The organism is Ruegeria sp. YTSA105, from assembly GCF_059610225.1.
In genome coordinates this window covers 94,783-119,496 of the sequence record NZ_JBXWNE010000006.1, presented here as the reverse complement: position 1 = coordinate 119,496, position 24,714 = coordinate 94,783, and the positions used below count along the sequence as shown (strand labels likewise).

The window sequence follows — 24,714 nt, the reverse complement described above, 5'->3', positions numbered from 1 at the left end:
TCCTTAATGCGAGGCGGCTGTCTGGGTCGCGGTCTCAGCCGCGGCCAGAGCCGTATCATAGTTCGAAATCAGCGCGGCAGTCGAGTTGCCAATCACATCTGTTACCAGCGATGGATACACACCCAGCAGGATCGTCATGACGATCAGGGGGGCAAATATCAACCGCTCGCGCGAGCTCATATCAGTCATCGCCTTGAGGCTTTCTTTGATAAGATCCCCAAATACGACCCGACGATACAGCCACAAAGCATATCCCGCCGAGAAGATAACACCAGTCGCGGCCACAGCAGTCACCCAGGTATTGACCTGGAATGCGCCCATCAGGGTCAGGAACTCTCCGATGAACCCACTGGTGCCCGGCAGGCCAACATTGGCCATGGTGAACAGCATGAAGACCAGCGCGTAGGCCGGCATCCGGATTACCAGACCGCCATAGGCCTCGATATCGCGGGTGTGCATCCGGTCATAGATCACGCCGACACACACGAAGAGCGCCGCCGAGATGAACCCGTGGCTGAGCATCTGGAAGATGGCTCCGTCGACACCCTGCTGGTTTGCCGCAAAGATGCCCATGGTGACAAAGCCCATATGCGCGACCGAGGAATAAGCAATCAGCTTTTTCATGTCCTCCTGCACCAGTGCAACCAGCGAGGTATAGACCACCGCGATGGCCGACATCCAAAGCACCAGATCTGTCATCACCGCCGACCCCACCGGGAACATCGGCAGGCTGAACCGCAGGAAGCCATAGCCACCCATCTTCAACAGGATCGCCGCCAGCACGACCGACCCTGCGGTCGGCGCCTGCACGTGTGCATCCGGCAGCCAGGTGTGGACCGGCCACATCGGCATCTTCACAGCAAATGAGGCAAAGAACGCCAGGAACATCAGCGTCTGCATACCGCCTACGATATGGATGCCCAGAACGGTAAAGCTGTCGGACGAGAATTGATGCGCCATCAGCGCTTCGATATCCGTCGTGCCTGCATCCGCATACATCGCAACCATGGCCACCAGCATCAGCACAGAGCCAAGGAACGTGTAGAGGAAGAACTTGAAGCTGGCATAGATGCGCTCCTTACCACCCCAGATGCCGATGATCAGGAACATCGGGATCAGACCCGCTTCGAAGAACAGGTAGAACAGCACCAGGTCCAGCGCCATGAACACGCCAAGCATCAGCGTTTCCAGCAGCAGGAAAGCAATCATGTATTCCTTGACGCGGTCTGTCACATTCCAGCTGGCCAGAATTGTCAGCGGCATAATGAAAGTGGTCAGCAACACGAACAGGACGCTGATGCCATCCACACCCATCTTGTATTTCAGACCCATCAGCCACTGGCCCTCTTCCACCATCTGGAAGCCGGTGTTTTCAGGATCAAAGCCAGTATAGATGCCAATCGAGACCAGGAAGGTCACCGTCGTCGCAACCATGGCCACCCATTTGGCATTGCGTTGCGCGGCTGCGTCGTCGCCCTGCAGAAACAGCGCCAGTATGGCGGCCGCCGCTGCGGGGATGAAGGTGACGATCGAGAGGATATTGTCCATTAGTGTGCGCCTCCGCCGATCGACATCCAGGTGACCAGGGCAGCAATTCCCAGGACCATCCAGAAGGCATAGGTAAATATGTAACCAGTCTGCGCCTTGCCGGCGAGGCGGGTGAAGAATGGCACGATGCCCATCGCTACCCCGTTCAGGAAACCGTCAATCGTGTTGCCGTCTCCGCGTTTCCACAGGAACCGCCCAAGTGCCAAGAAAGGTTTGACGAAGATCGCGTCATAGATCTCATCAAAGTACCATTTGTTCAGCAGGAACAGATAAAGCGGACGCTGGTTTGCTGCCAAGCGCGCGGGCAACGTCGTATTCACGATATAGAACCAATAGGCCACGATGAAACCAAGCAGCATCGCAACGAAGGGTGAGACCTTGACCCATTTCGGAACAGCATGCGCATCGTCCAGCACATGATTGTCCGGTGCGATGTAGAGCGCGCCTTCTCCGGGCGTCCCAACAAAGGCATAATGGTGATCGCCGCCCTGCGCGTCCTTCTCACCATGGCTGTCCTCCGCGTGACCGGCATCCGCATGCGTATCGTCGCCGTGATCATCTTCGGCATGGGTATCGTCCCCATGCGCGCCCTCTGCCGCGTGGCCATCCACCGAAGCCTCTGCAACCGGAATGCCATAGAACTGGCCGACCTTGTCGGTGTGGCCAAAAAAGTTGCCATACCAGATCATCCCGGCGAAAACCGCACCCAGCGACAGAACGCCCAGCGGAACCAGCATGACCAACGGGCTTTCATGCGCATGGTCATGCGTGTGCTTGTCCCCGCGCGGCTCGCCATAGAAGGTCAGGAAAATCAGACGCCAGCTGTAGAATGACGTAAATACCGCCGCAATCACCAGCATCCAGAACGCATAGCCGGTGCCTCCGGCAAAGGCGCTTTCGATGATGGCATCCTTGGACAAGAACCCCGCAAAACCGAATGTGGTCAGCGGAATGCCAACCCCGGTAATAGCCAGCGTACCGATCATCATCGCCCAAAACGTATAGGGGATTTTCTTCCGTAACCCGCCATATTCCGTCATCTCTTGCTCGTGATGCATCGCGTGAATCACAGAACCGGCCCCAAGGAACAACAGCGCCTTGAAGAACGCATGCGTCAGCAGGTGGAACATCGCTGCCGAATACATCCCGACGCCCGCGGCGACGAACATGTAACCCAGCTGCGAGCAGGTCGAATAAGCGATAACGCGTTTGATATCGGTCTGCACCAAACCCACGGTCGCGGCAAAGAACGCCGTCGACGCACCAAGGAAGGTGATGAACCCGGTCGCACCCGGCGCAAACTCCATCAGCGGCGACATGCGGCAGATCAAAAATACACCCGCAGTCACCATGGTCGCGGCGTGGATCAGGGCTGATACAGGCGTCGGACCTTCCATCGCATCCGGCAACCAGGTGTGCAGGAACAACTGTGCCGATTTGCCCATCGCACCGATGAACAGCAGAACGCAGATCACCTCGATCGCGGTCCATTCACCCCACAGGAAGTGCAGCTTCTCTTCGGCCAATGCCGGGGCAGAGGCGAAGATGTCCGAGAAATTGATGCTGTCGGTCAGCAGGAATAGCGCAAAGATGCCAAGCGCAAAGCCAAAGTCCCCAACCCGGTTGACGATAAACGCCTTCATCGCAGCGGCGTTGGCGGTGGGCTTGCGATAGTAGAACCCGATCAGCAGATAAGACGCGACGCCCACACCTTCCCAGCCAAAGAACATCTGAACCAGATTGTCCGCCGTCACTAGCATCAGCATGGCAAAGGTAAAGAAGGACAGATAGGCAAAGAAGCGTGGCTTATAGCTTTCGCCTTCGCGCCATTGCGGATCGTGATCCATGTAGCCAAAGGAATACAGGTGCACCAGCGCCGAGACGGTCGTCACCACGATCAACATGATTGCTGTCAGCCGGTCCAGACGAATGGCCCAGCTTGTCGAGAGCGAGCCGCTTTCGATCCAGCGCATGATCTCGATCTGCTGGGTGTGGCCGTCGAACGTCAGGAACACGATCCACGACAGCAGACAGGCCAGAAACAGCAGGCCCGTGGCGGTCCACATGGCGGCTTTCTCGCCTATGAACTTCCAGCCGAACCCGCACAGGATCGCGCCCACCAGCGGGGCAAAGAGGATGGTGGTTTCCATGTGCCCTTACCCCTTCATCATATTGACATCTTCAACCGCGATTGAGCCGCGGTTGCGGAAGAAGCAGACCAGAATGGCCAGCCCGATCGCCGCCTCGGCCGCCGCCACGGTCAACACGAACAGCGTAAACACCTGCCCGACCAGATCGCCGAGGAAACTGGAAAACGCCACAAGGTTGATATTCACCGCCAGCAGCATCAGTTCGATGCTCATCAGCAGGATGATGACGTTCTTGCGGTTCAGGAAGAGACCGAAGATGCCGATGACGAACAGCGTCGCCGCGACCGTAAGATAGTGTTCAAGTCCGATCATAGCTTCGCTCCTGGCGAGTCGGGGTAGTAAAGTTTGCAGCCGCAAAAAGCGTCCATCTGATTTCGCTTTTTCATGCTACCTATTAGCTCCAGCCGGTTGGTCGAAATCCCGTATCCGTTTTTGTTTGCCAATTCTTGGATTTCAGGAATCGTAGACTTGGAGGTCAATTTTAGATTTCCGTATGGAGGAAACAACAAATCTGCCGACGTCGATTTTCCTTTAAGATCGATACCAGGGTGATTGTTTGTGTTTGCCGGACATACTCCACTGACTTCGACGACCTCTTTCGAATTACAGTCGGTAATGACTACACTTTCGTAAGTACCACAACCGCTTGATATCCAACGCTGACCAACCCGACCGCCTCCTATGTCGACAGCAGAGCTAGCCTCCAAGAAGTGTCCCCATTCATCACCAGCGTTCTTGAACGAACAGTCTGTCGAAACACGAATCCTCTTATCGACATGCCAAAAAGGTTTGGAGGCCATTTCACAAACAATAACGTTGCAATCCTCCGCCAAAGCTGGACCCACCGACCACAGCATTGGCGCTAGCGCTGCGACTATTTGCAAAGCGCGGTTCACAGCCCCTGCCCCGGTTTCACGTCCTTCAACTCCATCGCCTTGGCCGGGTCGCGCATCATCTGGCCGATGATGTCCTGACGCTTGATGTCCTGACGGTGGCGCAGCGTCAGCACGATGGCGCCGATCATGGCCACCAGCAGGATCAGGCCCGCCAGTTGGAACAGAAGGAAGTATTGGTCGTAAAGGATGACACCCAGTGCCTCGGTATTGTGACGATCCACTGGAACCGGCTGTGCCAGATTGGCGGCAGCACCTTGCGCGCTGTCCCAGGCGCCAAAGGCCATGACGAACTGCATCAGGATAACCAGACCGATCAGCAAGGCCAGCGGCATATAGCGTGCCATCTCGGCCTTGAGCTCAGCAAAATCCACGTCCAGCATCATCACGACGAACAGGAACAAAACCGCGACCGCGCCGACATAGACGATGATCAGCAGCATCGCCACGAACTCAGCACCCAGCAGCACAAACAGCCCCGCTGCGGACAGGAAGGACAGGATCAACCACAGCACCGAATGCACCGGCTGGCGGCTGATCACGGTGAACAGCCCTCCGGTGATGGCGCTGATGGCGAACAGATAGAAGGCAAAGACGGTCATTGATCCTCATCCTCGTTATCGCCCATGACCTCTTGCGCCAATTCCAGCGCGCGGGTCATGGCCGGGATGCCGGCAAAGACCGACATCTGACCGATCGTTTCCACGATCTCTTGTTTCTTGGCACCGGCTTCCACAGCGTGGCGCACGGTCTGACGCACCGCCGCATCTGCCTGCGCGCCCTGACAGGTCAGCCCGGCCAGTGTCAGCAACAGGCGGGTCTTGGCATCCAACCCGTCTTTGTTGACGGTGTTGCCGAACATCATCTCCATGACTTCTTTCGGCATGGTCGGCCATAGAGTTTCGAACCCTTTGGGCGAGAAGCTCTCCATCGCAGGGTTCATCGCCTTGGCCATGTCCTGAGCCTGCTTCATCATCAGCTCAAACGGATTTGTCGGGGCGTCAGTCATCGGTACGGCGCGTCCATTTCCAGATTGCGGGCGATCTCGGCTTCCCAGCGCTCGCCGTTGTCGAGCAGTTTTTCCTTGTCGTAGAACAACTCTTCGCGGGTTTCCGTGGCGAATTCGAAATTCGGACCTTCGACGATGGCATCGACCGGGCAGGCCTCTTGGCAGAAACCGCAATAGATGCACTTGGTCATGTCGATGTCATAGCGCGTGGTACGGCGGCTGCCATCTTCGCGCGGTTCGGCGTCGATTGTAATGGCCTGTGCAGGGCAGATCGCCTCGCAGAGTTTGCAGGCAATACAGCGTTCTTCACCGTTGGGGTAACGACGCAGGGCGTGTTCACCGCGAAAACGCGGAGACAGAGGACCCTTTTCATGCGGGTAGTTCAGAGTGGCCTTCGGTGCGAAGAAGTACTTCAGTCCCAGCTTCATGCCGACCCAGAAGTCCTGTAGCAGGAAGTACTTGGCGGCGCGGGTGTAGTCGATTTGGGTCATGTCAGCCTCCTACGCTCCAGCGGGCGAATGCACCCCAGAACCAGTCGAATTTCGCCGCAAAGGCCACGAAGACTACCCAAGCCAGCGAGAAGGGCAGGAAGACTTTCCAACCCAGCCGCATCAGCTGGTCATAGCGGTAGCGCGGCGTGATCGCCTTGACCATTGCGAAGAGGAAGAAGAAGAACGCCATCTTCGCGACCATCCACAACACGCCGTCGGGCAGGCCCGGGATCGGGGACAGCCAGCCGCCGAAAAACAGCAGCGTGGTCAGCGCGCACATCAGGAAAATGGCGATATATTCGCCAGCCATGAACAACAGGAAAGGCGTGGCCGAGTATTCGACCTGATAGCCCGCGACCAGTTCGGATTCCGCCTCTGGCAGGTCAAACGGTGGGCGGTTGGTTTCGGCCAGCGCCGAGATGAAAAACAGGAAGACCATTGGGAAATGCGGCAACCAGTACCAGCTGAAGAACCCAAAGCGCCCGTCTTGCGCATGCACGATGTCACCGAAGTTCATCGACCCGGTCGACAGGATCACACCGATGATGATCAGACCAATCGAGACCTCGTAGGAAATCATCTGAGCAGCAGAGCGCAATGAGCCAAGGAAAGGGTACTTTGAGTTCGACGCCCACCCCCCCATGATCACGCCATAAACCTCCAACGAGGACACGGCGAAGACATACAGGATGGCGACATTTATATCCGACAGCACCCAGCCGTCGTTGAACGGAATCACGGCCCAGGCGATCATCGCCAGAACAAATGAGGTCAACGGCGCGAGGATAAAGACGGTGCGGTCTGCACCCGCTGGGATAACCACCTCTTTAACCACATATTTCAGCGCGTCGGCCACCGTTTGCAGTAGGCCATAGACGCCCACCACATTGGGGCCACGGCGCATCTGAACCGCCGCCCAGATCTTGCGGTCTCCATAGACAAGGAACAACAGCGAAATCATCACAAAGGCCACAACGGCAAGCACTTGTGCCAGAATGATGAGGGCTATTCCGCCTGGGGTGTTAAAGAATTCAGCCATTGGTCCTCACACCGTGGGTATTCCGTTTTCCGCACGAAATGCTAAGGCCATGTGCCTGCGCAAAGTGCGTCTGGGTCGGCGCGTTGGTGTAAACAGCATCTGCAGCCGCTACGCCACCCTTTTTATTCCGTTTCATAGGCAAAACAGGGGCGAGCCCCTGTCCGACCAGCACAGGGTCGAGATGCGATATGACAGAGTTTCGGTTCATTCCGCCGCGATCTTTTCGCCTTTGCGTGCCTGCGTCTGCGCCGATAGCTCAGCCATCAACTGCGAGGCCCGTGCAATCGGGTTGCTCAGGTAGAAGTCCTTGACGGTGTGACGGAAGCTCGCCTTGCCCAGAGGGCCGAGCTTCAGCGCCTGAACCTCGTTTTCGATCACCTCGTCGATACGGGCCAGATGCGGCACCGCCTCGATCAGCGCGGTGCGCAGTTGCGCCAGTGAGTCATAAGGCAGCGTCGCACCCAGTTCGGCAGACAAAGCGCGCAGGATCGCCCAGTTTTCCTTAGCCTCACCTGGTGCAAACCCGGCACGCATCGCCAGTTGCGGGCGGCCTTCGGTGTTCACGAACAAGCCGTTTTCCTCGGTATAGGCTGCGCCCGGCAGGATCACGTCGGCGCGGTGTGCACCTCGATCGCCATGGCTGCCCTGATAGATGACAAAGGCGCCGTCGCCGATTTCAACTTCATCGGCACCGAGATTATAGATCACATCCGCCGCGCTGATTGTATCCATGCCACCTTCGTTGGTGGCATCGACATCCATAGAACCAACACGTGAGGCGGCTGTGTGCAGGACAATCAAACCGCTTTCGGTATTCGCCGCAATGGTTTGCGCAGCGGCCAAAACCGCAGCGCCATCCGCTTCCTGCAATGCACCCTGACCAATGATGACCAACGAGCGTTTGCCCTTGACCTCATCATCTCCGCCCATATCCACCACCTGCTGCAATGCCGCACGATCATCGCCGACATGGTGGTAATCATAGGTCAGATCGACTGCTGGGCCGACCACAGCAATCTCGGCCCCATGCGCCCAGGCTTTGCGAATGCGCGCGTTCAGCACCGGCGCCTCATCACGCGGGTTGGTTCCGATCAGCAGAATGCGCTCGGCGCTGTCGATATCTTCGATCGCAGCGGTCCCGGCATAGGCCGCGCGGTTGCCCGTTGGCAACTTGGCGCCATCGGTACGGCATTCGACAACCCCGCCCTGCCCTTCAATCATCTGCTTCAGAGCAAACGTAGCCTCGACCGGGGCCAAGTCGCCCACGATACCGGCGGGCTTTTCAGCCCCTTTCAACGCCTCGGCCGCTTTGGTCAACGCCTCGGGCCACGTCGCCGGGCGCAGCTTACCGTTTTCACGCAAGTATGGCTTGTCCAGCCGCTGACGACGCAGGCCGTCCCACACAAACCGCGTCTTATCGCTGATCCATTCTTCGTTCACGCCATCATGATTGCGCGGCAAAAAGCGCATGACTTCGCGCCCTTTGGTATCCACACGAATGTTCGAACCCAATGCATCCATCACGTCGATGCTTTCGGTCTTGGTCAGTTCCCAAGGGCGCGCGGTAAAAGCATAGGGTTTCGAGGTCAGCGCCCCGACGGGGCACAAGTCGATGATATTACCTTGCAGATTCGAATCCAGCGTCTGGTTCAGATATGACGTGATCTCGGCGTCTTCGCCCCGTCCGGTTTGACCCATCTGAGTGATCCCGGCCACTTCGGTTGTAAAGCGCACGCAGCGGGTGCAACTGATGCAGCGGGTCATCGCGGTACCAACCAGCGGACCCAGATCCAGATCATCGACCGCGCGCTTGGCTTCCTTAAACCGCGTGCCCGACATCCCATAAGCCATCGCCTGATCCTGCAGATCGCACTCGCCACCCTGATCGCAGATCGGGCAATCCAGCGGGTGGTTGATCAGCAAGAACTCCATCACTCCTTCGCGGGCCTTCTTGACCATGGGCGAGTTGGTTTTGACCACCGGTGCCTGCCCTTCCGGCCCCGGACGAAGATCGCGCACCTGCATGGCACAAGAGGCCGCAGGTTTAGGCGGCCCCCCAACAACTTCGACCAGACACATCCGGCAGTTCCCGGCAATCGACAGACGCTCGTGATAGCAAAAGCGCGGCACTTCGACCCCGGCCTGTTCGCAGGCCTGAATCAGGGTCATCGCACCATCGACTTCGATTTCCTGTCCGTCGATGTTAACTTTGCGGAGGTCAGACATGATTTAAATTACCCTTTCAGGAATGTGCCGATAGCAGATTTTTTGGCGATTTCGCTTCGCCCTGCCGAGCACATCGTATCTGGAACGCCAATCACGATGCCGTTTCCTTGGATATAGCGAATAGCGTCGTCCTGTATCCGCTTCCGCGGCAAATTTCTTTCGAGATAGACAAAATCACTTTCCCGATACCCCTTGGCTTCTAGGTCGTCAGCTACCGTTTTCATGCTTTGCCTGATCTGCGAACGATTGAGCGACAAATTCGGACAACCGCCTGCAATCTGCTCTGCCATAGCGTTGGCAAAGGCCACATCATAGAGGCTCTGCGGAACCTGTGTACGAAACTGAGCGCGAGATGTGTCAGCGTCCAAAGCTTGGCTGGATGTTGACTCGCATCCAGCTAAGACCAAAAGCAAAACACCAGCAAAGCCCATCATCAAAGCTCTGAAACCCATACTCAATTCGCCCTCAAATACACGCCGATGGCGCTGTTTCTTTCAATTTCCGCGCGACCAAGCGTACAGAAGGAATTCGGCCGGTCATACGACACGCCATTTTGGGCCAGATAGGCCTCGCCCTTGGCGCGCATTCGGTCTTTTTCTGCATCCGAATCGACATAGGAGCGGATTTCACTGTCGGAATAGCCCAACTGGTTCGCCTTCGACCGCAAGCCCCACATCACACCAATCGCCTTCATACGCCGCCCGCTGATGGAGGGGCAGTATTCCGAAATTTCGTTCGCGATAGCGATGTAATAGAGTTCGTTGTCGATCTCTTTGACTTCGCGCAAGGGAGGTTTAGCCAAAGCAACCGCAGGCAGTGTCAGCGCCGTTGCAACGGCAAGCATTTTGATACCAGACATGACAAATCCTTTCGTCTTGGAAAGACCAAGACGACGGAGGCCAGCATTGCTATGCAATAGCAATGGGCCTGTCACGGCGTGATATGCAAAAACCCGCTTCATGGACGGCGGCAGCTTCCGGCAAAGGTTAGTCTGTCATCGTTGATCTGAAGGTTTTGTGGTTCGGTATCCGGCCCGACCTTCCAGTCGATCCTGGAGGATCCGAAATTCGCGATGCAAAACTTGGTGCCCTCATAACGGCCAGCTTCGCGCGCACCATCCAATGAGGCAGATACTCCTTTGATCACAACGGTGAAATCCGAAGGAGACGCTTTTTTGTTGATGTGCTTTGCTTTGGCTCTGAACGACTTGCCATCGAATAGAATACGATCTTCCGAAGGCTTAATCAGCCCGCAGGCCGAAACCGCCGCCAACAGTAAAACTGCGCCGATGAAAGAAACATTCTTGGTTCTGGTCATAAGATCAACAGTTCGTTCAATCATTAAAACGCCGCCACCAATGCCATGATCCCCATCACGAACATGCAAAGCCAGGCAACCACGTAAAGAACCGAGCGCAAGCCAGAGTTCGGCTTACCCAGTCCACGCAGATGAACAAACAGCATTGCCAGACGCGAAACCAGTGCCACCGAGGCGAGCAAGTTTACCCAAAACGGGCTGACCCCCACCAAAATTGCCGCGATCGTCACCGCCGCAAAAGCAGGAAGCGTTTCAGTGCCGTTCAGATAGGCACGGTTCAGGCGATAAGCCCTGTCTGAATAATCTTGCTCGGGCGTGGCGCCTGGCGCCAGCCCCTTACCCTGTTTGGCCATTGCCGAAATTGGGGCTAGGAACAGGACGACGAGGGTGAAGATCATCACCGATGCAAGTGCATGGCCATAGTCCAAGAATACTTCCATTTGAATCACTCCGCTGCCATCGCACCCGTGCGGCCCGATTTCTGGGCCTTGATGCGGTCTTCGATTTCTTCCCGGAAATTGCGGATCAGGCCCTGGATTGGCCAGGCTGCCGCATCACCGAGGGCACAGATCGTATGGCCTTCCACCTGTTTGGTCACGTCAAACAGCATGTCGATCTCTTCCAACTCGGCCTCACCGCGCACAAGGCGGTCCATGACGCGCATCATCCATCCGGTGCCTTCGCGACACGGCGTGCACTGACCGCAGCTTTCATGTTTGTAAAACTTCGACAATCGCCAGATCGCTTTGATTATATCTGTGGATTTATCCATCACGATCACCGCAGCCGTACCCAGGCCCGAGCCCAGATCGTTGCGCAGGTGGTCAAAGTCCATGATCGCGTCGCGCATATTCTCACCGCGCACACAGGGCACCGACGAACCACCCGGAATAACCGCCAGCAAATTGTCCCAGCCGCCGCGAATGCCGCCGCAATGGGTTTCGATCAGCTGTTCAAACGGGATCGACATTGCCTCTTCGACCACACAGGGGTTGTTCACATGGCCCGAGATCGCAAACAGCTTGGTGCCTGCATTGTTCTGACGGCCAAAGCCTGCGAACCAGTCGGCCCCACGACGCAAGATCGTCGGCACTACCGCAATGGATTCCACATTGTTCACCGTGGTTGGGCACCCATACAGGCCCGCGCCCGCCGGGAACGGTGGCTTCATCCGCGGCATGCCCTTTTTGCCCTCAAGGCTTTCGATCAGGGCAGTTTCTTCACCACAGATATAGGCGCCCGCCCCGTGATGCAGAAACAAGTCGAAATCCCAGCCTGACCCAGCGGCATTCTTGCCCAACAAACCGGCGTCATAGGCTTCGTCAATCGCGGCCTGCAGCGCCTCACGCTCGCGGATGTATTCACCGCGCAGGTAGATATAGCAAGTATGTGCATTCATCGCGAAAGAGGCTATCAGGCAGCCTTCGATCAGCGTATGCGGATCGTGGCGCATGATTTCACGGTCTTTGCAGGTGCCAGGCTCGGATTCATCCGCGTTCACCACCAGATAGGACGGGCGACCGTCACTTTCCTTGGGCATGAAGGACCACTTCAGACCGGTTGGAAAACCCGCGCCGCCCCGGCCGCGCAGCCCTGAATCCTTCATCGTCTGGATGATCCAGTCGCGCCCGTTGCCGATCAGGCCAGCGGTGCCGTCCCAATGCCCCCGGGCCTGTGCACCGCGCAATGTACGCTCGTGCATCCCGTAGATGTTGGTAAAGATCCTGTCCTGATCCTTCAGCATCATGTGTTACCTTCAGCTGTCCTGACGCATGCGCCAGAGTTGAAAAATGTTGACGCCCGCATAGATGAACCCGGCCAGCGCGGCAAAATCAAACAGCAGCGCATAGCGTCCCGGCAGTTCCATCGCGGGGCCAATGAACATGGTCATGGCAAGCCAGATCAGCATGGTCACGGCGATGACCACTCCGATATGTCGACCCTTGCGGGCCATGGCCTGTTCCTTGTCCTTGTCCATCTTGTCCTAAATGCCCAGAGCGGGCACACATCCTAGTCTTCGTATGTACCGTCGTCCTTGGCCCGCTTGGCGAACTCGGTTTCTTCACCCGCCGCCAGCTTGGTGGCCTGATCAATCCAGCCGTCTCTCTCGATCCGGCCTTTGAACTTCAGCCGCGCATCAACCCAGGCAACCTGCTCAGGCGTCCATTTGGCGATCTGATCATAATGATAGAAGCCCAGCTCGTTCAGCGTCTTCTCAAGCTTAGGCCCGACACCTTTAAGCAGCTTCAGATCGTCCGACTTGCCGTCCCGCGCAGCCGAAAGCGTATCGGGCTGGTCTTCTTTGACCGCCTTCGCCTCAGCCGCTTGTTTCACCGCGGGTTTGGCCGGTGCGGGGGCCTTGGGAGGATTCGGAGCAGCCTTTGTCGCCGCCGCCTTGCCATCCTTGCCCAGCCATGGCGTCAGGATCGGAACCTCGGTCCCGTCGATGCGCTTGACGGTATCCCCCTGATCACGCGCCAACTGAACGCTGGCGTTATACTGGGTTCGGCCACTGTCATATTCGGACAGGCTGGTCAGCCCCTTCAGAGGCTCTGCAGCATAGCGCCCGTTCTGAGGGCCCGGTGTCGGCACTTTGCCAGCGGCCAGATCGTCGATGATCTTGCCAAAACCCTCGGCGGTCAGGTCTTCGTAATAGTCCTTGCCGATCTGCGCCATCGGCGCGTTGGTGCAAGAGCCCAGGCATTCGACCTCTTCCCAGCTGAGCTTGCCATCGGCGGACAACGCATGCGGCTTGGCGGCGATCTTGTCCTTGCAGACCGCGATCAAATCCTCGGCCCCGCAGATCATGCAGGATGTGGTGCCGCACACCTGAATATGCGCAACCGAGCCAACCGGCTGCAGCTGGAACATGAAATAGAACGAGGCGACTTCGAGCACGCGGATATAGGCCATGCCCAGCATGTCAGCGACGGATTCAATCGCCGGGCGGCTCAGCCAGCCCTCTTGTTCTTGCGCGCGCCACAGCAGAGGGATCACTGCGCTGGCCTGACGGCCTTCGGGGTATTTGGTGATCTGCGCTTCGGCCCATTGCCGGTTGGCAGCGGTAAAGGCGAAGCTTTCGGGTTGTTCGGGATGAAGACGGCGGAGCATTAGCGGTCAATCTCTCCAAATACGACATCCATGGTGCCGATGATGGCGGCGACGTCGGCCAGTTGGTGGCCTCCGGCGATGTGATCCATGGCTTGCAGGTGCAGGAAGCCCGGCGCGCGCAGTTTGGCCCTGTAAGGCTTGTTGGTGCCATCGGCGACCAGATAGACGCCGAACTCACCCTTCGGGGCCTCGACGGCGGCATAGACCTCGCCCGCAGGCACGTGGAAGCCTTCGGTGTACAGCTTGAAGTGATGGATCAGGCTTTCCATCGAGGTCTTCATGTCCGAGCGTTTGGGCGGGGTGATCTTGCCACGGGCCAGAACGTCTCCGGGGCATTCCCGGATTTTGGCGATGGCCTGACGGATGATCAGCAAGGACTGGCGCATCTCTTCCATGCGGCAGAGATAGCGGTCATAGCAGTCGCCGTTCTTGCCGACCGGAATCTGGAACTCGAATTCGTCATAGCATTCATAGGGTTGCGCGCGGCGCAAATCCCAGGCCAGCCCCGATCCGCGTACCATGACACCCGAGAAACCGTATTTCTGGATGTCATCCTCGGTCACCACGCCAATATCGGCGTTGCGCTGTTTGAAGATGCGGTTTTCGGTCAGCAGACCGTCAATATCGTCGAGAATGGTGGGGAATTCGTGGCTCCACGCCTCGATATCGTCCAGCAGTTCCGGCGGCAGGTCCTGATGTACGCCGCCGGGGCGGAAATAGGCCGCGTGCAGGCGGGCACCGCAGGCGCGTTCATAGAACACCATCAGCTTTTCGCGCTCTTCAAAGCCCCAGAGCGGCGGGGTCAACGCGCCCACATCCATCGCCTGGGTGGTCACGTTCAGCAAGTGGTTCAGAATGCGCCCGATCTCGGAATACAGTACCCGGATCAATGAGCCGCGGCGCGGCACCTCGACCCCGGTCAGCTTTTCGATGGCCAGACACCAGGCATGTTCCTGGTTCATCGGCGCCACATAGTCCAGACGGTCGAAATACGGCAGGTTCTGCAGATACGTCCGGCTTTCCATTAGCTTTTCGGTGCCACGGTGCAGCAAACCGATGTGCGGGTCGCAACGCTCAACAATCTCGCCGTCCAGCTCAAGTACAAGCCGCAAAACCCCGTGTGCCGCAGGGTGTTGCGGACCAAAGTTAATGTTGAAATTGCGGATCTTCTGTTCTCCGCTCAGCGCGTCCGTGCTGCCGTCATCGTATCTTGAGCCGTCCATCAACGCCCCCGCTTATTCTTTTTTGCATCAGCCCGAACCCGGACCTTTTCGGCCTCGGCCGCCTTGGCTGCAGCCCCCGCCAGAAGGACCCCCAGCGCACCCAGCACGATCAGTTCCCCCAGCATCATCATCTCAGCGGCGCTCCAGCTCTTGCAGTTTCAGCCCGACCCACCACAGCAACGCGATCGTGCCAAAGGGGATCAGACAGAGCAGGCACCAGTATTTGTTAATTCCGAAGAACGGCAAAATCTTCACCATCGGGATGATGGTCAGTGCAGATAGGATCAGCCACCAAATGCCACCCATTATTCGCTCTCCTGTTTCTCATCGCCGGGCAGGATGTAATTCGCACCCTCCCACGGAGACATGAAATCAAACTGACGGTATTCCTGCACCAGATTGACCGGCTCATAGACCACACGCTTTTGCGCCTCGTCATAACGGACTTCGGTATAACCGGTGGTCGGGAAATCCTTGCGCAGCGGATAGCCACGAAAGCCATAGTCGGTCAGGATTCGCCGCAGATCAGGATGGCCCGAGAAAAGGATGCCGAACATATCGAACACCTCGCGCTCGAACCAGTTGGCCGAGGGGTGAACGTCGACAATCGACGGCACCATGTCATCCTCACGGATCGACACGCGCAGCCGGATACGCTGGTTCTGGTACATCGACAAGAAGTGATAGACCACATCGAACCGCTTGGCCCGCTCGGGATAGTCAACGGCTGTGATGTCCACCAGGGTCGAGAACTTGCAACTGGCATCGCCCTTCAGAAATTCGATAAATTCCACAAGGTTCGACGGGGCCACGTCCACGTTCAACTCATCATGGGTGACATCCCAGGACAGAACGCAATCGGTCCGTTTGAGTTCCAGCTGCGCGCCGAGTTCTTTGAGTGCTTCGCTCATTGCCTCCTCCTCAGCGTACAATGGTGCCGGTGCGGCGGATTTTACGCTGCAGCTGCATCAGTCCATACAACAGCGCCTCAGCCGTCGGAGGGCATCCAGGCACGTAGATATCGACCGGCACAATGCGGTCACAGCCGCGCACAACAGAATAGGAATAATGGTAATACCCGCCGCCATTGGCGCAGGAGCCCATCGAGATCACATAGCGCGGCTCGGGCATCTGGTCATAGACCTTACGCAGCGCAGGCGCCATTTTGTTGGTAAGCGTTCCGGCCACAATCATCACATCCGACTGACGTGGGGACGCGCGTGGCGCGATACCAAACCGTTCTGCATCATAACGCGGCATCGAGGTGTGCATCATCTCAACTGCGCAACAGGCCAGCCCGAAGGTCATCCAGTGCAACGACCCGGTTCGGGCCCAGTTGATGATGTCCTCCGTCGAGGTCAGCAGAAAGCCTTTGTCCTGCAGCTCGGCATTCAGGGCCTGGGTGGCGACTTCTTTGTCGACGCCGGCGGTGTTTGCACCCGTCATCACTCCCATTCCAGGGCCCCCTTCTTCCATTCATAGGCAAAGCCGATGGTCAGAACGCCCAGGAACACCATCATGGACCAGAATCCGACATCGCTGATGTCTTTGAAAGCCACGGCCCAAGGGAACAGGAACGCAATTTCCAGATCGAAGATGATGAAAAGAATCGCGACCAGATAGAATCGGACGTCGAATTTCATCCGCGCATCGTCGAAGGCGTTGAAGCCGCATTCATAAGCGCTGACCTTTTCAGGGTCGGGATTGCGGACGGCCAGCACCACAGCGGCAAGAATCAAGACGATTCCAAGGCCCGCAGCGACGACCAGAAACACCAGGATCGGGAGGTACTCCCGCAGCAGGTCTTCCACGAATAGCTCCTTTCCTGCGCGTGCCCCGTAGGGGAGCGCCGTCAATTAGCGTGTTGACTGGACATTCTCTATCCGCGCGGGGTCAGAGGGTCAACCAAACACAACCGCATGGCACCCTAATATTCCGTTTCATTCCAGCCGAACTTCGATCCGTGAAACGCACAGACCGACAGAACGTAAACCTAACTATTCCATACAGGTTTTCGCTTGTCGAAGAATGCGCTGATTCCCTCATGCGCCTCGTCGGTTTCCCAGCGCGCAACAAGCGCCCGGATCGTTTGGTCGATAACGGGATCGTCAACACGCGGCCCCAGACTATGGACCAAGGCCTTGGCCGAGGCCACCGCACCAGGCGCACATGACAAATAAGGTTTAACCTCGGCCTCGACAGCGTCCGCCAGATCTTCTGCTGAGGCCGTTTTGGCCAATAGGCCCAAATTGACGGCCTCGGCCGCGTCAAACAATCGGGCCGACATAAAGACCCGCCGCGCACGTGCCGCCCCCATCCGAGCGACAACATAGGGGCCGATGGTGGCCGGGATCAGGCCCAGTCGCGTCTCGGTCAAGCCCATTTTCAGGGTCTCGATACCTATTGCCACGTCGCAGACGGCGGCAAGGCCCACGCCGCCACCAAAGGCGTTGCCCTGTAACGCTCCGATCAGCGGTTTGGGCATCACGTTCAACGCCTGCAACATCTCGGCCAGCTTTCGCGCCTCGACAAAGCGTGTCTCAGGATCCGCCGCCATCTGGTCCTGCATCCAGCCCAGATCCCCACCGGCACAAAAGCTTTTGCCTGCTCCGGTCAGAACGACGACGCGCACAGTGCCATCGCCGCCCAACTGCACCGCCGCTTGTGTCAGTTCCCGGATCATCTGCGCGGACATCGCATTATGCTTTTCGAGGCGGTTCAGCGTCAGGGTTGCAACGCCACGTGGATCAACCGTGACCGAGATCGTTTCAAACATCGCCTACTCCGCCCTCATGGCCAGTGCCATTTGTGCCGCTTGTTCCACGATCCCCAGATCAAGCCCCGTTTCGTATCCAAGACGCTCTAGATGCGCGACCACAGCTTCGGTGGCCACGTTCCCTGCGGCGCCAGGTGCGTAGGGGCAACCGCCCAGCCCCCCGACTGCTGAGTCAAATGTCCGCACGCCCAGCGTCAATGCAGCGTCGATATTGTCGATGGCCCGACCATTGGTGTCGTGGAAATGTCCCGCCAAGCGGGTAACAGGCACCGTCTCACGCACCGCCAGAAGCATATGGGCGATAGTGTCCGGTGTTCCCTGCCCGATCGTATCTCCCAGCGATACCTCATAGCAACCCAGCGCAAATAGTGTGTCCGCAATCTCGGCCACCTTCTCGGGTGGGGTCGGACCATCATAGGGGCAGTCGGTCACGCAGGACACGTAACCGCGCACTGGCAGGTCAATATGGCGCGCAGCCTCTAGGATCGGTTTGAACCTCTCAATGGATTCGGCGATGGTCGCGTTGAGATTGGCCTTCGAGAACCCTTCCGAGGCAGATGCGAATACGGCAATCTCATCCGCTTTGGCAGACAAGGCGTCCTCGTACCCGCGCATATTTGGCGTCAGCGCCGCATAGCGCACCTTACTAACCCGCTGGATCCCGGCCAGAACATCGGCACTGCCAGCCATCTGGGGCACCCATTTCGGAGACACAAAACTGGCAACTTCGATCCGATTGAAGCCCGCCTTGCTCAGGCAATCGATCAGAGCGACCTTCTCGGCAACAGGAATTTCCCGCTGTTCGTTCTGCAGCCCATCACGTGGCCCTACTTCAAAAATGTCGACCCGTTCACCCATAGCTTTCGCCTCCCGTTATGCCGTGTTGTCCCGACTGTGCCACGTTGCGGCGCAGCGGGACAGATCATTCCTCCTCCAGCCGGACCAGCGCCGCGCCGGCCTCGACCTGAGCGCCCGTTTCGGCCAGCACCTCGGCGATCACGCCATCACGGGCAGCCAGCAAGGAATGTTCCATTTTCATCGCTTCCAGAATGGCCAGTCGATCACCTTCTGAAACGGCTTGCCCTACGGTGGCGAACATGGCCTTGACCAGACCGGGCATCGGCGCCTCGACCACATTGGTATCGCCCAAGGCGCTTGCATCGCGATCCAGCGGATCGACATGCTCAAACACTTGCCCATAGTCATCGAATACTGTGATTGTCGCACCAGCCAGTGCCACGGGCGGCATCGGGCGGTCATCAATGTACCAGCCTCCATTGCGCCGTTGCGCCAGAACCGTTGTGTCCTTGATCTGCCAGACCTGCCGGTCAGGTCCTTCGACCTGTACGTCTAGATCAATGAGCTCGCTATCGTACTTCAACTGGACGGCCCGGTGCAGCGGCGCCCACAGGCTGAAACCCGTGTCGGGCCCGGTCTCGACCAGATCAAGCGCCGTCATGGCTGCTGCAACAATCAAGCCCGCGCGCGCATCAGAAGTTCGGACCAGCCCGTCGATATCCCGACCGATCAGTCCGGTATCGACATCGCCCGCCACAAATCCGGGGTGCCGGGTCAGCGCGCCAAGAAACGAGAGATTCGTGACCGTCCCGGCAACCTCGGTCCGCCGAAGAACCCGGTGCAGGTTTTCCAGCGCTACTGCACGCGTCGGGCCATGCACCACGACCTTGGCAATCATCGGATCGTACCAGGGGCTGATTGTATCGCCGGACCGCACTCCGCTATCGGCGCGGCATTCCGCAGGAAAGCGCAGATGTGTCAGCGTACCTGTTGCGGGCAAAAACCCTTTGGGCACGTCCTCGGCGTAAAGCCGGGCTTCGAACGCATGCCCGTTGATCGTCAGGTCATCCTGCGTTTTTGGCAACGCCTCACCCGATGCGACTCGCAACTGCCATTCGACCAGATCAACGCCGGTAATCGCCTCGGTCACGGGGTGTTCCACCTGCAAGCGCGTGTTCATCTCCATGAACCAGAACCGATCCGGGCGCAGCCCGTCCGATGCATCAACGATGAACTCAACCGTACCTGCGCCTTTGTAGCCAATCGCCTCGGCGGCGCGCACGCCCGCCTGCCCCATGGCCTCACGCATTTCAACCGTCATTCCGGGCGCCGGAGCTTCTTCGATCACCTTCTGGTGCCGCCGCTGCAGCGAACAATCGCGTTCGAACAGATGCACCGCCTGGGTGCCATCGCCGAACACCTGCACCTCGATATGCCGGGGCTTGGAAACGAATTTTTCGACCAGAACGGCATCGTTGCCAAAGGCGGTTTTCGCCTCTCCCCGCGCACTGTCTAGAGCCTCAGTAAAGTCTTCGGGGTGCTCTACCAGCCGCATCCCCTTGCCGCCGCCCCCCGCAACGGCCTTGATCAGCACTGGATATCCGATGGTCTGGGCCGCGCCCGCCAGATGATCAGGGTCTTGGTTATCGCCGTGATAACCCGGAACCACGGGCACGCCCGCCAGCTCCATCAACACTTTTGCCGCGTCTTTGAGGCCCATCTTGCGGATCGCATCCGCCGAGGGCCCGATAAAGATCAGACCCGCAGCCTCAACCGCGTCAACGAAACCGGGGTTTTCAGACAGAAACCCATAGCCCGGATGAATCGCCTGCGCGCCCGTATCCAGCGCTGCCTGAATGATCACATCACCCTTTAAATAGCTGTCCGCCGGGGCCGCGCCACCGATATGCACCGCCTCATCCGCCATTTGCACATGCTTGGCCGAGGCGTCCGCGTCCGAGTACACTGCAACACAGGACACACCCATTTTCTGAGCCGTTTCCATCACCCGACAGGCAATCTCGCCTCGGTTAGCAATCAGGATTTTATTGAACATGGCTTATCCCTCAACCCCGAGATCTTCGACAAGTCGGAACCGCTCGCAGAGCAATTCCATTTCGGGATCAAACCCGCCGTTTCGCTCGAAATACCGGCGGTGATCTTCGCGCCATCCTTCAAGCGCCTCATTCTCGCCCTCGGCCAGCGCGAAATCCTCGGTCACATCGCAATATCGGCAGGTCGTTACCTCATTCGTTTCGATCACCAGCGCGGGACGACCATCCCAGTCCAAAGCGATATCGCGCCGCCCAACGACCGGAGTATCCGCACTGCCTTCGGGATAGTCTCGCAAAGCACCGCAGGTCGCTGTTTTCCTTCCTGCACGCACTAAGGCCAAAAGTTCTGCGCTCAACGTTGCGTTGTCACCAAACTTGAAAGTCTGAGCACCCGGATAGCGGGCCATGACATCATTCAAAGAAACGTTCATCTTACATCCTGAACACGCCGAAACGTGTCTCCTCAATCGGGGCATTCAGGGCGGCACTCAGCGACAAGGCCAGAACATCGCGACTTTTGCGCGGGTCGATGATGCCATCATCCCATAGGCGCGCCGAGGCATAGAGTGGGTGAGATTGTTCCTCGAACATATCCAATGTTGGGCGCTTGAATTCGATCTCTTCCTCAGCCGACCAGCTGCCACCCTGCCGCTCGATCCCGTCTCGTTTGACGGTGGCCAGCACGCCCGCCGCTTGCTCGCCCCCCATTACGGAAATACGCGAGTTCGGCCAAGTCCACAGGAACCTGGGCTGATAGGCCCGCCCCGCCATGCCATAGTTCCCGGCCCCGAACGAGCCCCCGACAAGCATGGTGATCTTGGGTACCGAAGTCGTAGCAACGGCTGTCACCATCTTTGCCCCGTGCCGCGCAATGCCTTCGTTTTCGTATTTGCGGCCCACCATAAAGCCGGTGATATTTTGCAGGAAGACCAGCGGGATTTTGCGTTGCGAACACAGCTCAACAAAATGCGCGCCCTTTTGGGCGGCCTCGGAAAACAGCACGCCGTTGTTGGCGATGATCCCAACCGGGCAGCCTTTGACATGGGCAAACCCGGTCACAAGCGTCTCACCAAAGCGCGGTTTGAATTCGTCAAATCGCGAGCCATCGACAAGCCGCGCGATCACCTCGCGGATATCATAGGGCGTGCGCAGGTCGGCGGGAACAACGCCCAGAATTTCCTCGGGGTCATAAGCCGGGTCTTCGGGGCTGGCCCAATCCACGGTCTGCGGTTTGCGCAGGTTCAGAGATCCCACCGCCTGCCGCGCCAAAGCCAGCGCGTGGGCGTCGTCCTCAGCCAGGTAATCGGCCACGCCGGACAGGCGGGTATGGACGTCGCCACCGCCCAAATCCTCGGCGCTGACGACCTCTCCGGTCGCGGCCTTGACCAAAGGCGGACCGGCCAGAAAGATCGTGCCCTGATCTTTGACGATGATCGTCACATCCGACATCGCGGGCACATAGGCCCCGCCCGCCGTACACGAACCCATGACCACCGCGATCTGAGGGATTCCTTTGGCACTCATTCGGGCCTGATTATAGAAGATGCGGCCAAAGTGGTCGCGGTCGGGAAAGACCTCGTCCTGGTTGGGCAGGTTCGCCCCGCCGCTGTCAACCAGATAGATACAGGGGAGTTGGCTTTCCTCGGCAATCTCCTGCGCGCGCAGGTGTTTCTTGACCGACATCGGATAATAAGTGCCGCCCTTCACGGTGGCGTCGTTGCAAACCACCATGACCTCGCGCCCCTGCACCCGGCCAATGCCCGCAATCACACCAGCACTTGGCGCGGCATCACCATACATCCCATGCGCCGCCGTCGCGCCGATTTCCAGAAACGGGGACCCCGGGTCCAGCAGGTTCGCCACCCGACGGCGCGGCAGCATCTTGCCCCGCGATTCATGCCGCGCGCGGGATTTCTCACCTCCGCCCAGACGGGCCGCTTCGGCAGCGGCAGAGATTTGCTCCAGCGCGTCGAGATGAGCCGCGCGGTTTGCTTTGAAACCCTCAGAGGTGGGTATGGCTTTGGAATTGAGCTTCATTGGTGTTTACCCTCCAAAAGCCGTTCGGCCAATCGCAAGTTCAGCCACTTCATAGTAGCATCTAACAATAGGCATTCATTTTCAGACATGTCGGCTTCGCATTTCGTTTGAAAATCTTCGGAAGTTCGTCGCCGCGCATTCGCATAAGAGGAGCGCTTGAAACCCTTGAGGTTTGGGTTCGCTGGTAAATACCCCGAAATTTCTGCACTTCTGAGACGAATGTGCTCAATTAAAATCTCGTGGCAAATGTCCTGGTAGGAGTTTTCCTGATTATTTGTGCAATAATCCAAGGCAGATGCAACACAATCCATATCCAACGTCATTTTTGGAACAGACATCACCGTCGTTTTGCTAATTTGCGTACACCCATCCAACCAATTTTCGACACCTATGACCGGCTCCGAAGCTTGCCCCATGCTTTCGTCCGCCTCAAGGGCCGCTGCGGAAATTAGCAGTGCAACCAACCCCGGCCAAAACATCTTACTCATGATTTCGGCCTCTTCTGCGTTTCAGTTTCCCCCGCCGCCCGCGCCTTCAATTCCTTCCGGATCACTTTCCCCGTCACAGTCATCGGCAGTTCCTCCAGAAACGCCACTTCGCGCGGGTAGGAATACTGCGCCAGACGATCCTTGACCCAATCCTGCAACTCTCGCTCCGCAACCGTGGCTCCCGGTTTCAACACGACATAGGCCTTCACGATTTCGGTCCGCAACGGATCGGGCTTGCCGACCACACCCACTGTCGCCACCGCCGGGTGGGTCAGTAGGCAATCTTCGATCTCGGCCGGACCGATGCGGTAACCGGCCGAGGTGATCACGTCATCGTCGCGACCGACGAAGCGCAGATAATCCCCCTCCCACACGCCGCGATCCCCAGTGATCAGCCAGTCGCCTCGGAACTTCTCGGCCGTGGCCTCAGGTCGATTCCAGTATTCCAGCAGCATCGAGGCCGAGCCTCGGCGGATGGCCACGTCGCCCTCTTGATCTGTGGGCTGGCCATCCTGGTCGATCACTGCAACTTCATGCCCCGGAACCGGTTTACCGATGCAACCCGGGCGCACGGGAAAATCCTGAGCGCAGGAAGACACCACCATGTTGCATTCGGTCTGGCCGTAGAATTCGTTGATCGTCAGGCCGAACGCCTGCTTCCCCCATTCCAACATCTCGGCACCTAGCGGCTCCCCTCCGGAAGCGACCGAGCGCAGACCGGGGATCGCCTGATCCGTGGCCTTGAGCATCCGCAATGCGGTAGGCGGAAAGAACACGTTCCGTACCCCGCCGCGCGCGATCACATCCGCACAGGCCTCGGGGGTGAATTTCTCGAGCCGGGCCGCGACCACCGGAATGCCCAGCGCCAGCCCTGGCATCAACACATCGAACAACCCGCCAATCCATGCCCAGTCGGCGGGCGTCCACAGACAGTCACCTTCGCGCAGATGGCTGTGGCTGATCGAGACCCCCGGCAAATGGCCGGTCAAAACCCGATGCCCATGCAGCGCGCCTTTGGCGCTGCCGGTTGTGCCGGAAGTATAGATCAGAACTGCCGGATCCTCGGGGCCGGTATCCGCAAAGGGCACCGGATCATCAGACGGAGCTATCTGATCGACCAGAACCGGTACGGCAAGATCCCCCAGCAGTGCAGCACCCTCTGCGTCTGTCAACACCAGTTGCGCCCCTGCATCCGCGACACGCGAGGCCAGCGCGTCATGTTTGAACAATTTAAACAAAGGCACCGAAATCGCGCCGATCTTCCAGATCGCAAGATGCGCCGCCGCGCAGCTGGGTGACTGACTGAGCAGTACTCCAACGCGATCCCCAGGCCGCACCCGATCGAGCAAGGCGTATGCGATGTCATCGGCCAAGCGTCCGAGTTGTGCAAACGAGACGACCTTGCCCTCACCCCCGGTCAGGTCGATGATCGCCGTCTGCTCTGGGGGTTGTTCCAAGCATTGCCGCGCCATGTTCAACCGGTCCGGCAGGTCCCAGCCCCCACCCTGATGCAAACCAGGTATGCCTTCAGCGGGACACATTACCGAAACCCTT

29 protein-coding genes are annotated in these 24,714 nt (G+C 58.2%); all 29 read right to left on the bottom strand.

Features of this window, described 5'->3' with window-relative positions; genetic code table 11:
• Nucleotides 1–3 precede the first annotated feature (3 nt).
• The 29 genes from AC2FH2_RS09960 to AC2FH2_RS09820 all read right to left on the bottom strand — a co-directional run bounded on the left by AC2FH2_RS09960 (nt 4) and on the right by AC2FH2_RS09820 (nt 24,701).
• A complete protein-coding gene (locus AC2FH2_RS09960) occupies nt 4–1,548 on the bottom strand; it encodes an NADH-quinone oxidoreductase subunit M (protein ID WP_496823412.1) in 1,545 nt (514 codons plus the stop codon).
• Complete coding sequence (gene nuoL / locus AC2FH2_RS09955) at nt 1,548–3,698, bottom strand: NADH-quinone oxidoreductase subunit L (RefSeq protein WP_496823411.1); 2,151 nt, start codon at nt 3,696–3,698, stop codon at nt 1,548–1,550. The genes AC2FH2_RS09960 and nuoL overlap by 1 nt, the downstream gene beginning before the upstream one ends.
• A gap of 6 nt (nt 3,699–3,704) precedes the next feature.
• Nucleotides 3,705–4,010, bottom strand: coding sequence for an NADH-quinone oxidoreductase subunit NuoK (gene nuoK, locus AC2FH2_RS09950; RefSeq protein ID WP_050602759.1), 306 nt, complete (start codon nt 4,008–4,010; stop codon nt 3,705–3,707).
• A complete protein-coding gene (locus AC2FH2_RS09945) occupies nt 4,007–4,594 on the bottom strand; it encodes a hypothetical protein (protein WP_496823410.1) in 588 nt (195 codons plus the stop codon). The genes nuoK and AC2FH2_RS09945 overlap by 4 nt, the downstream gene beginning before the upstream one ends.
• Entirely contained in the window at nt 4,591–5,193 is a 603-nt protein-coding gene (locus AC2FH2_RS09940; RefSeq protein ID WP_480636068.1) for an NADH-quinone oxidoreductase subunit J, read from the bottom strand. Before AC2FH2_RS09940 ends, AC2FH2_RS09945 begins: the two co-directional genes overlap by 4 nt.
• Entirely contained in the window at nt 5,190–5,600 is a 411-nt protein-coding gene (locus AC2FH2_RS09935; RefSeq protein ID WP_142634878.1) for a carboxymuconolactone decarboxylase family protein, read from the bottom strand. Before AC2FH2_RS09935 ends, AC2FH2_RS09940 begins: the two co-directional genes overlap by 4 nt.
• A complete protein-coding gene (gene nuoI / locus AC2FH2_RS09930) occupies nt 5,597–6,091 on the bottom strand; it encodes an NADH-quinone oxidoreductase subunit NuoI (protein ID WP_037307839.1) in 495 nt (164 codons plus the stop codon). Before nuoI ends, AC2FH2_RS09935 begins: the two co-directional genes overlap by 4 nt.
• 1 nt (nt 6,092) lies before the next feature.
• The gene (gene nuoH / locus AC2FH2_RS09925) at nt 6,093–7,130 is read right to left on the bottom strand and encodes an NADH-quinone oxidoreductase subunit NuoH (protein WP_496690845.1); all 1,038 of its coding nucleotides are present in this window, start codon (nt 7,128–7,130) and stop codon (nt 6,093–6,095) included.
• A 204-nt stretch (nt 7,131–7,334) separates the two neighbouring features.
• Nucleotides 7,335–9,356 (bottom strand): NADH-quinone oxidoreductase subunit NuoG, encoded by a 2,022-nt coding sequence (gene nuoG, locus AC2FH2_RS09920; RefSeq protein WP_496689755.1) that lies wholly within the window; start codon nt 9,354–9,356, stop codon nt 7,335–7,337.
• An 8-nt stretch (nt 9,357–9,364) separates the two neighbouring features.
• Nucleotides 9,365–9,808: a DUF5333 family protein gene (locus tag AC2FH2_RS09915; RefSeq protein WP_496749729.1), complete on the bottom strand. Its 444-nt coding sequence runs from the start codon at nt 9,806–9,808 to the stop codon at nt 9,365–9,367.
• Between the two features lie 2 nt (nt 9,809–9,810).
• Entirely contained in the window at nt 9,811–10,215 is a 405-nt protein-coding gene (locus AC2FH2_RS09910; protein WP_271950189.1) for a DUF5333 domain-containing protein, read from the bottom strand.
• Nucleotides 10,216–10,313: 98 nt separating this feature from the next.
• On the bottom strand, nt 10,314–10,673 hold the full coding sequence (locus AC2FH2_RS09905) for a hypothetical protein (protein ID WP_496823409.1): 360 nt from the start codon (nt 10,671–10,673) through the stop codon (nt 10,314–10,316).
• 23 nt (nt 10,674–10,696) lie between these two features.
• Complete coding sequence (locus AC2FH2_RS09900; RefSeq protein ID WP_496823408.1) at nt 10,697–11,113, bottom strand: MAPEG family protein; 417 nt, start codon at nt 11,111–11,113, stop codon at nt 10,697–10,699.
• A gap of 5 nt (nt 11,114–11,118) precedes the next feature.
• Nucleotides 11,119–12,417 (bottom strand): NADH-quinone oxidoreductase subunit NuoF, encoded by a 1,299-nt coding sequence (gene nuoF / locus AC2FH2_RS09895; protein WP_142635179.1) that lies wholly within the window; start codon nt 12,415–12,417, stop codon nt 11,119–11,121.
• Nucleotides 12,418–12,429: 12 nt separating this feature from the next.
• Entirely contained in the window at nt 12,430–12,651 is a 222-nt protein-coding gene (locus AC2FH2_RS09890) for a DUF5337 domain-containing protein (RefSeq protein WP_271950193.1), read from the bottom strand.
• A 32-nt stretch (nt 12,652–12,683) separates the two neighbouring features.
• Nucleotides 12,684–13,784 carry an NADH-quinone oxidoreductase subunit NuoE gene (gene nuoE / locus AC2FH2_RS09885; protein ID WP_281994872.1) on the bottom strand — a complete coding sequence of 367 codons (1,101 nt, stop codon included), beginning with the start codon at nt 13,782–13,784 and terminating at the stop codon, nt 12,684–12,686.
• The gene (locus tag AC2FH2_RS09880; RefSeq protein WP_271950197.1) at nt 13,784–15,007 is read right to left on the bottom strand and encodes an NADH-quinone oxidoreductase subunit D; all 1,224 of its coding nucleotides are present in this window, start codon (nt 15,005–15,007) and stop codon (nt 13,784–13,786) included. Before AC2FH2_RS09880 ends, nuoE begins: the two co-directional genes overlap by 1 nt.
• Entirely contained in the window at nt 15,007–15,138 is a 132-nt protein-coding gene (locus AC2FH2_RS09875) for a hypothetical protein (RefSeq protein ID WP_271950199.1), read from the bottom strand. Before AC2FH2_RS09875 ends, AC2FH2_RS09880 begins: the two co-directional genes overlap by 1 nt.
• A 1-nt stretch (nt 15,139) precedes the next feature.
• Nucleotides 15,140–15,313 (bottom strand): hypothetical protein, encoded by a 174-nt coding sequence (locus AC2FH2_RS09870; RefSeq protein WP_170433422.1) that lies wholly within the window; start codon nt 15,311–15,313, stop codon nt 15,140–15,142.
• Nucleotides 15,313–15,918 carry an NADH-quinone oxidoreductase subunit C gene (locus tag AC2FH2_RS09865; RefSeq protein WP_271950203.1) on the bottom strand — a complete coding sequence of 202 codons (606 nt, stop codon included), beginning with the start codon at nt 15,916–15,918 and terminating at the stop codon, nt 15,313–15,315. The genes AC2FH2_RS09870 and AC2FH2_RS09865 overlap by 1 nt, the downstream gene beginning before the upstream one ends.
• A gap of 10 nt (nt 15,919–15,928) precedes the next feature.
• Nucleotides 15,929–16,462: a NuoB/complex I 20 kDa subunit family protein gene (locus AC2FH2_RS09860; protein ID WP_037307875.1), complete on the bottom strand. Its 534-nt coding sequence runs from the start codon at nt 16,460–16,462 to the stop codon at nt 15,929–15,931.
• The gene (locus AC2FH2_RS09855; protein WP_496690852.1) at nt 16,453–16,818 is read right to left on the bottom strand and encodes an NADH-quinone oxidoreductase subunit A; all 366 of its coding nucleotides are present in this window, start codon (nt 16,816–16,818) and stop codon (nt 16,453–16,455) included. The genes AC2FH2_RS09860 and AC2FH2_RS09855 overlap by 10 nt, the downstream gene beginning before the upstream one ends.
• A gap of 182 nt (nt 16,819–17,000) precedes the next feature.
• A complete protein-coding gene (locus AC2FH2_RS09850; protein ID WP_496823407.1) occupies nt 17,001–17,783 on the bottom strand; it encodes a crotonase/enoyl-CoA hydratase family protein in 783 nt (260 codons plus the stop codon).
• A gap of 3 nt (nt 17,784–17,786) precedes the next feature.
• A complete protein-coding gene (locus AC2FH2_RS09845) occupies nt 17,787–18,641 on the bottom strand; it encodes a hydroxymethylglutaryl-CoA lyase (RefSeq protein ID WP_496823406.1) in 855 nt (284 codons plus the stop codon).
• Between the two features lie 64 nt (nt 18,642–18,705).
• Nucleotides 18,706–20,637: an acetyl/propionyl/methylcrotonyl-CoA carboxylase subunit alpha gene (locus AC2FH2_RS09840; protein WP_496823405.1), complete on the bottom strand. Its 1,932-nt coding sequence runs from the start codon at nt 20,635–20,637 to the stop codon at nt 18,706–18,708.
• 3 nt (nt 20,638–20,640) lie between these two features.
• Nucleotides 20,641–21,066 carry an ASCH domain-containing protein gene (locus AC2FH2_RS09835; RefSeq protein WP_142634907.1) on the bottom strand — a complete coding sequence of 142 codons (426 nt, stop codon included), beginning with the start codon at nt 21,064–21,066 and terminating at the stop codon, nt 20,641–20,643.
• Nucleotide 21,067: 1 nt separating this feature from the next.
• Nucleotides 21,068–22,672, bottom strand: a complete 1,605-nt coding sequence (locus AC2FH2_RS09830; RefSeq protein WP_496689746.1) for a carboxyl transferase domain-containing protein — start codon at nt 22,670–22,672, stop codon at nt 21,068–21,070.
• On the bottom strand, nt 22,669–23,160 hold the full coding sequence (locus AC2FH2_RS09825; RefSeq protein WP_496823404.1) for a hypothetical protein: 492 nt from the start codon (nt 23,158–23,160) through the stop codon (nt 22,669–22,671). The genes AC2FH2_RS09830 and AC2FH2_RS09825 overlap by 4 nt, the downstream gene beginning before the upstream one ends.
• Complete coding sequence (locus AC2FH2_RS09820) at nt 23,157–24,701, bottom strand: AMP-binding protein (RefSeq protein ID WP_496823403.1); 1,545 nt, start codon at nt 24,699–24,701, stop codon at nt 23,157–23,159. Before AC2FH2_RS09820 ends, AC2FH2_RS09825 begins: the two co-directional genes overlap by 4 nt.
• Nucleotides 24,702–24,714: the final 13 nt, after the last annotated feature.

Coding starts and splice junctions, on each gene's coding strand:
- AC2FH2_RS09960 (WP_496823412.1), bottom strand. CDS start 1,548: ATGGACAATATCCTCTCGATCGTCACCTTCATCCCCGCAGCGGCGGCC.
- nuoL (WP_496823411.1), bottom strand. CDS start 3,698: ATGGAAACCACCATCCTCTTTGCCCCGCTGGTGGGCGCGATCCTGTGC.
- nuoK (WP_050602759.1), bottom strand. CDS start 4,010: ATGATCGGACTTGAACACTATCTTACGGTCGCGGCGACGCTGTTCGTC.
- AC2FH2_RS09940 (WP_480636068.1), bottom strand. CDS start 5,193: ATGACCGTCTTTGCCTTCTATCTGTTCGCCATCAGCGCCATCACCGGA.
- AC2FH2_RS09935 (WP_142634878.1), bottom strand. CDS start 5,600: ATGACTGACGCCCCGACAAATCCGTTTGAGCTGATGATGAAGCAGGCT.
- nuoI (WP_037307839.1), bottom strand. CDS start 6,091: ATGACCCAAATCGACTACACCCGCGCCGCCAAGTACTTCCTGCTACAG.
- nuoH (WP_496690845.1), bottom strand. CDS start 7,130: ATGGCTGAATTCTTTAACACCCCAGGCGGAATAGCCCTCATCATTCTG.
- nuoG (WP_496689755.1), bottom strand. CDS start 9,356: ATGTCTGACCTCCGCAAAGTTAACATCGACGGACAGGAAATCGAAGTC.
- AC2FH2_RS09915 (WP_496749729.1), bottom strand. CDS start 9,808: ATGGGTTTCAGAGCTTTGATGATGGGCTTTGCTGGTGTTTTGCTTTTG.
- AC2FH2_RS09910 (WP_271950189.1), bottom strand. CDS start 10,215: ATGTCTGGTATCAAAATGCTTGCCGTTGCAACGGCGCTGACACTGCCT.
- AC2FH2_RS09905 (WP_496823409.1), bottom strand. CDS start 10,673: ATGACCAGAACCAAGAATGTTTCTTTCATCGGCGCAGTTTTACTGTTG.
- AC2FH2_RS09900 (WP_496823408.1), bottom strand. CDS start 11,113: ATGGAAGTATTCTTGGACTATGGCCATGCACTTGCATCGGTGATGATC.
- nuoF (WP_142635179.1), bottom strand. CDS start 12,417: ATGCTGAAGGATCAGGACAGGATCTTTACCAACATCTACGGGATGCAC.
- AC2FH2_RS09890 (WP_271950193.1), bottom strand. CDS start 12,651: ATGGACAAGGACAAGGAACAGGCCATGGCCCGCAAGGGTCGACATATC.
- nuoE (WP_281994872.1), bottom strand. CDS start 13,784: ATGCTCCGCCGTCTTCATCCCGAACAACCCGAAAGCTTCGCCTTTACC.
- AC2FH2_RS09880 (WP_271950197.1), bottom strand. CDS start 15,007: ATGGACGGCTCAAGATACGATGACGGCAGCACGGACGCGCTGAGCGGA.
- AC2FH2_RS09875 (WP_271950199.1), bottom strand. CDS start 15,138: ATGATGATGCTGGGGGAACTGATCGTGCTGGGTGCGCTGGGGGTCCTT.
- AC2FH2_RS09870 (WP_170433422.1), bottom strand. CDS start 15,313: ATGGGTGGCATTTGGTGGCTGATCCTATCTGCACTGACCATCATCCCG.
- AC2FH2_RS09865 (WP_271950203.1), bottom strand. CDS start 15,918: ATGAGCGAAGCACTCAAAGAACTCGGCGCGCAGCTGGAACTCAAACGG.
- AC2FH2_RS09860 (WP_037307875.1), bottom strand. CDS start 16,462: ATGGGAGTGATGACGGGTGCAAACACCGCCGGCGTCGACAAAGAAGTC.
- AC2FH2_RS09850 (WP_496823407.1), bottom strand. CDS start 17,783: ATGTTTGAAACGATCTCGGTCACGGTTGATCCACGTGGCGTTGCAACC.
- AC2FH2_RS09845 (WP_496823406.1), bottom strand. CDS start 18,641: ATGGGTGAACGGGTCGACATTTTTGAAGTAGGGCCACGTGATGGGCTG.
- AC2FH2_RS09840 (WP_496823405.1), bottom strand. CDS start 20,637: ATGTTCAATAAAATCCTGATTGCTAACCGAGGCGAGATTGCCTGTCGG.
- AC2FH2_RS09835 (WP_142634907.1), bottom strand. CDS start 21,066: ATGAACGTTTCTTTGAATGATGTCATGGCCCGCTATCCGGGTGCTCAG.
- AC2FH2_RS09830 (WP_496689746.1), bottom strand. CDS start 22,672: ATGAAGCTCAATTCCAAAGCCATACCCACCTCTGAGGGTTTCAAAGCA.
- AC2FH2_RS09825 (WP_496823404.1), bottom strand. CDS start 23,160: ATGAGTAAGATGTTTTGGCCGGGGTTGGTTGCACTGCTAATTTCCGCA.
- AC2FH2_RS09820 (WP_496823403.1), bottom strand. CDS start 24,701: ATGTGTCCCGCTGAAGGCATACCTGGTTTGCATCAGGGTGGGGGCTGG.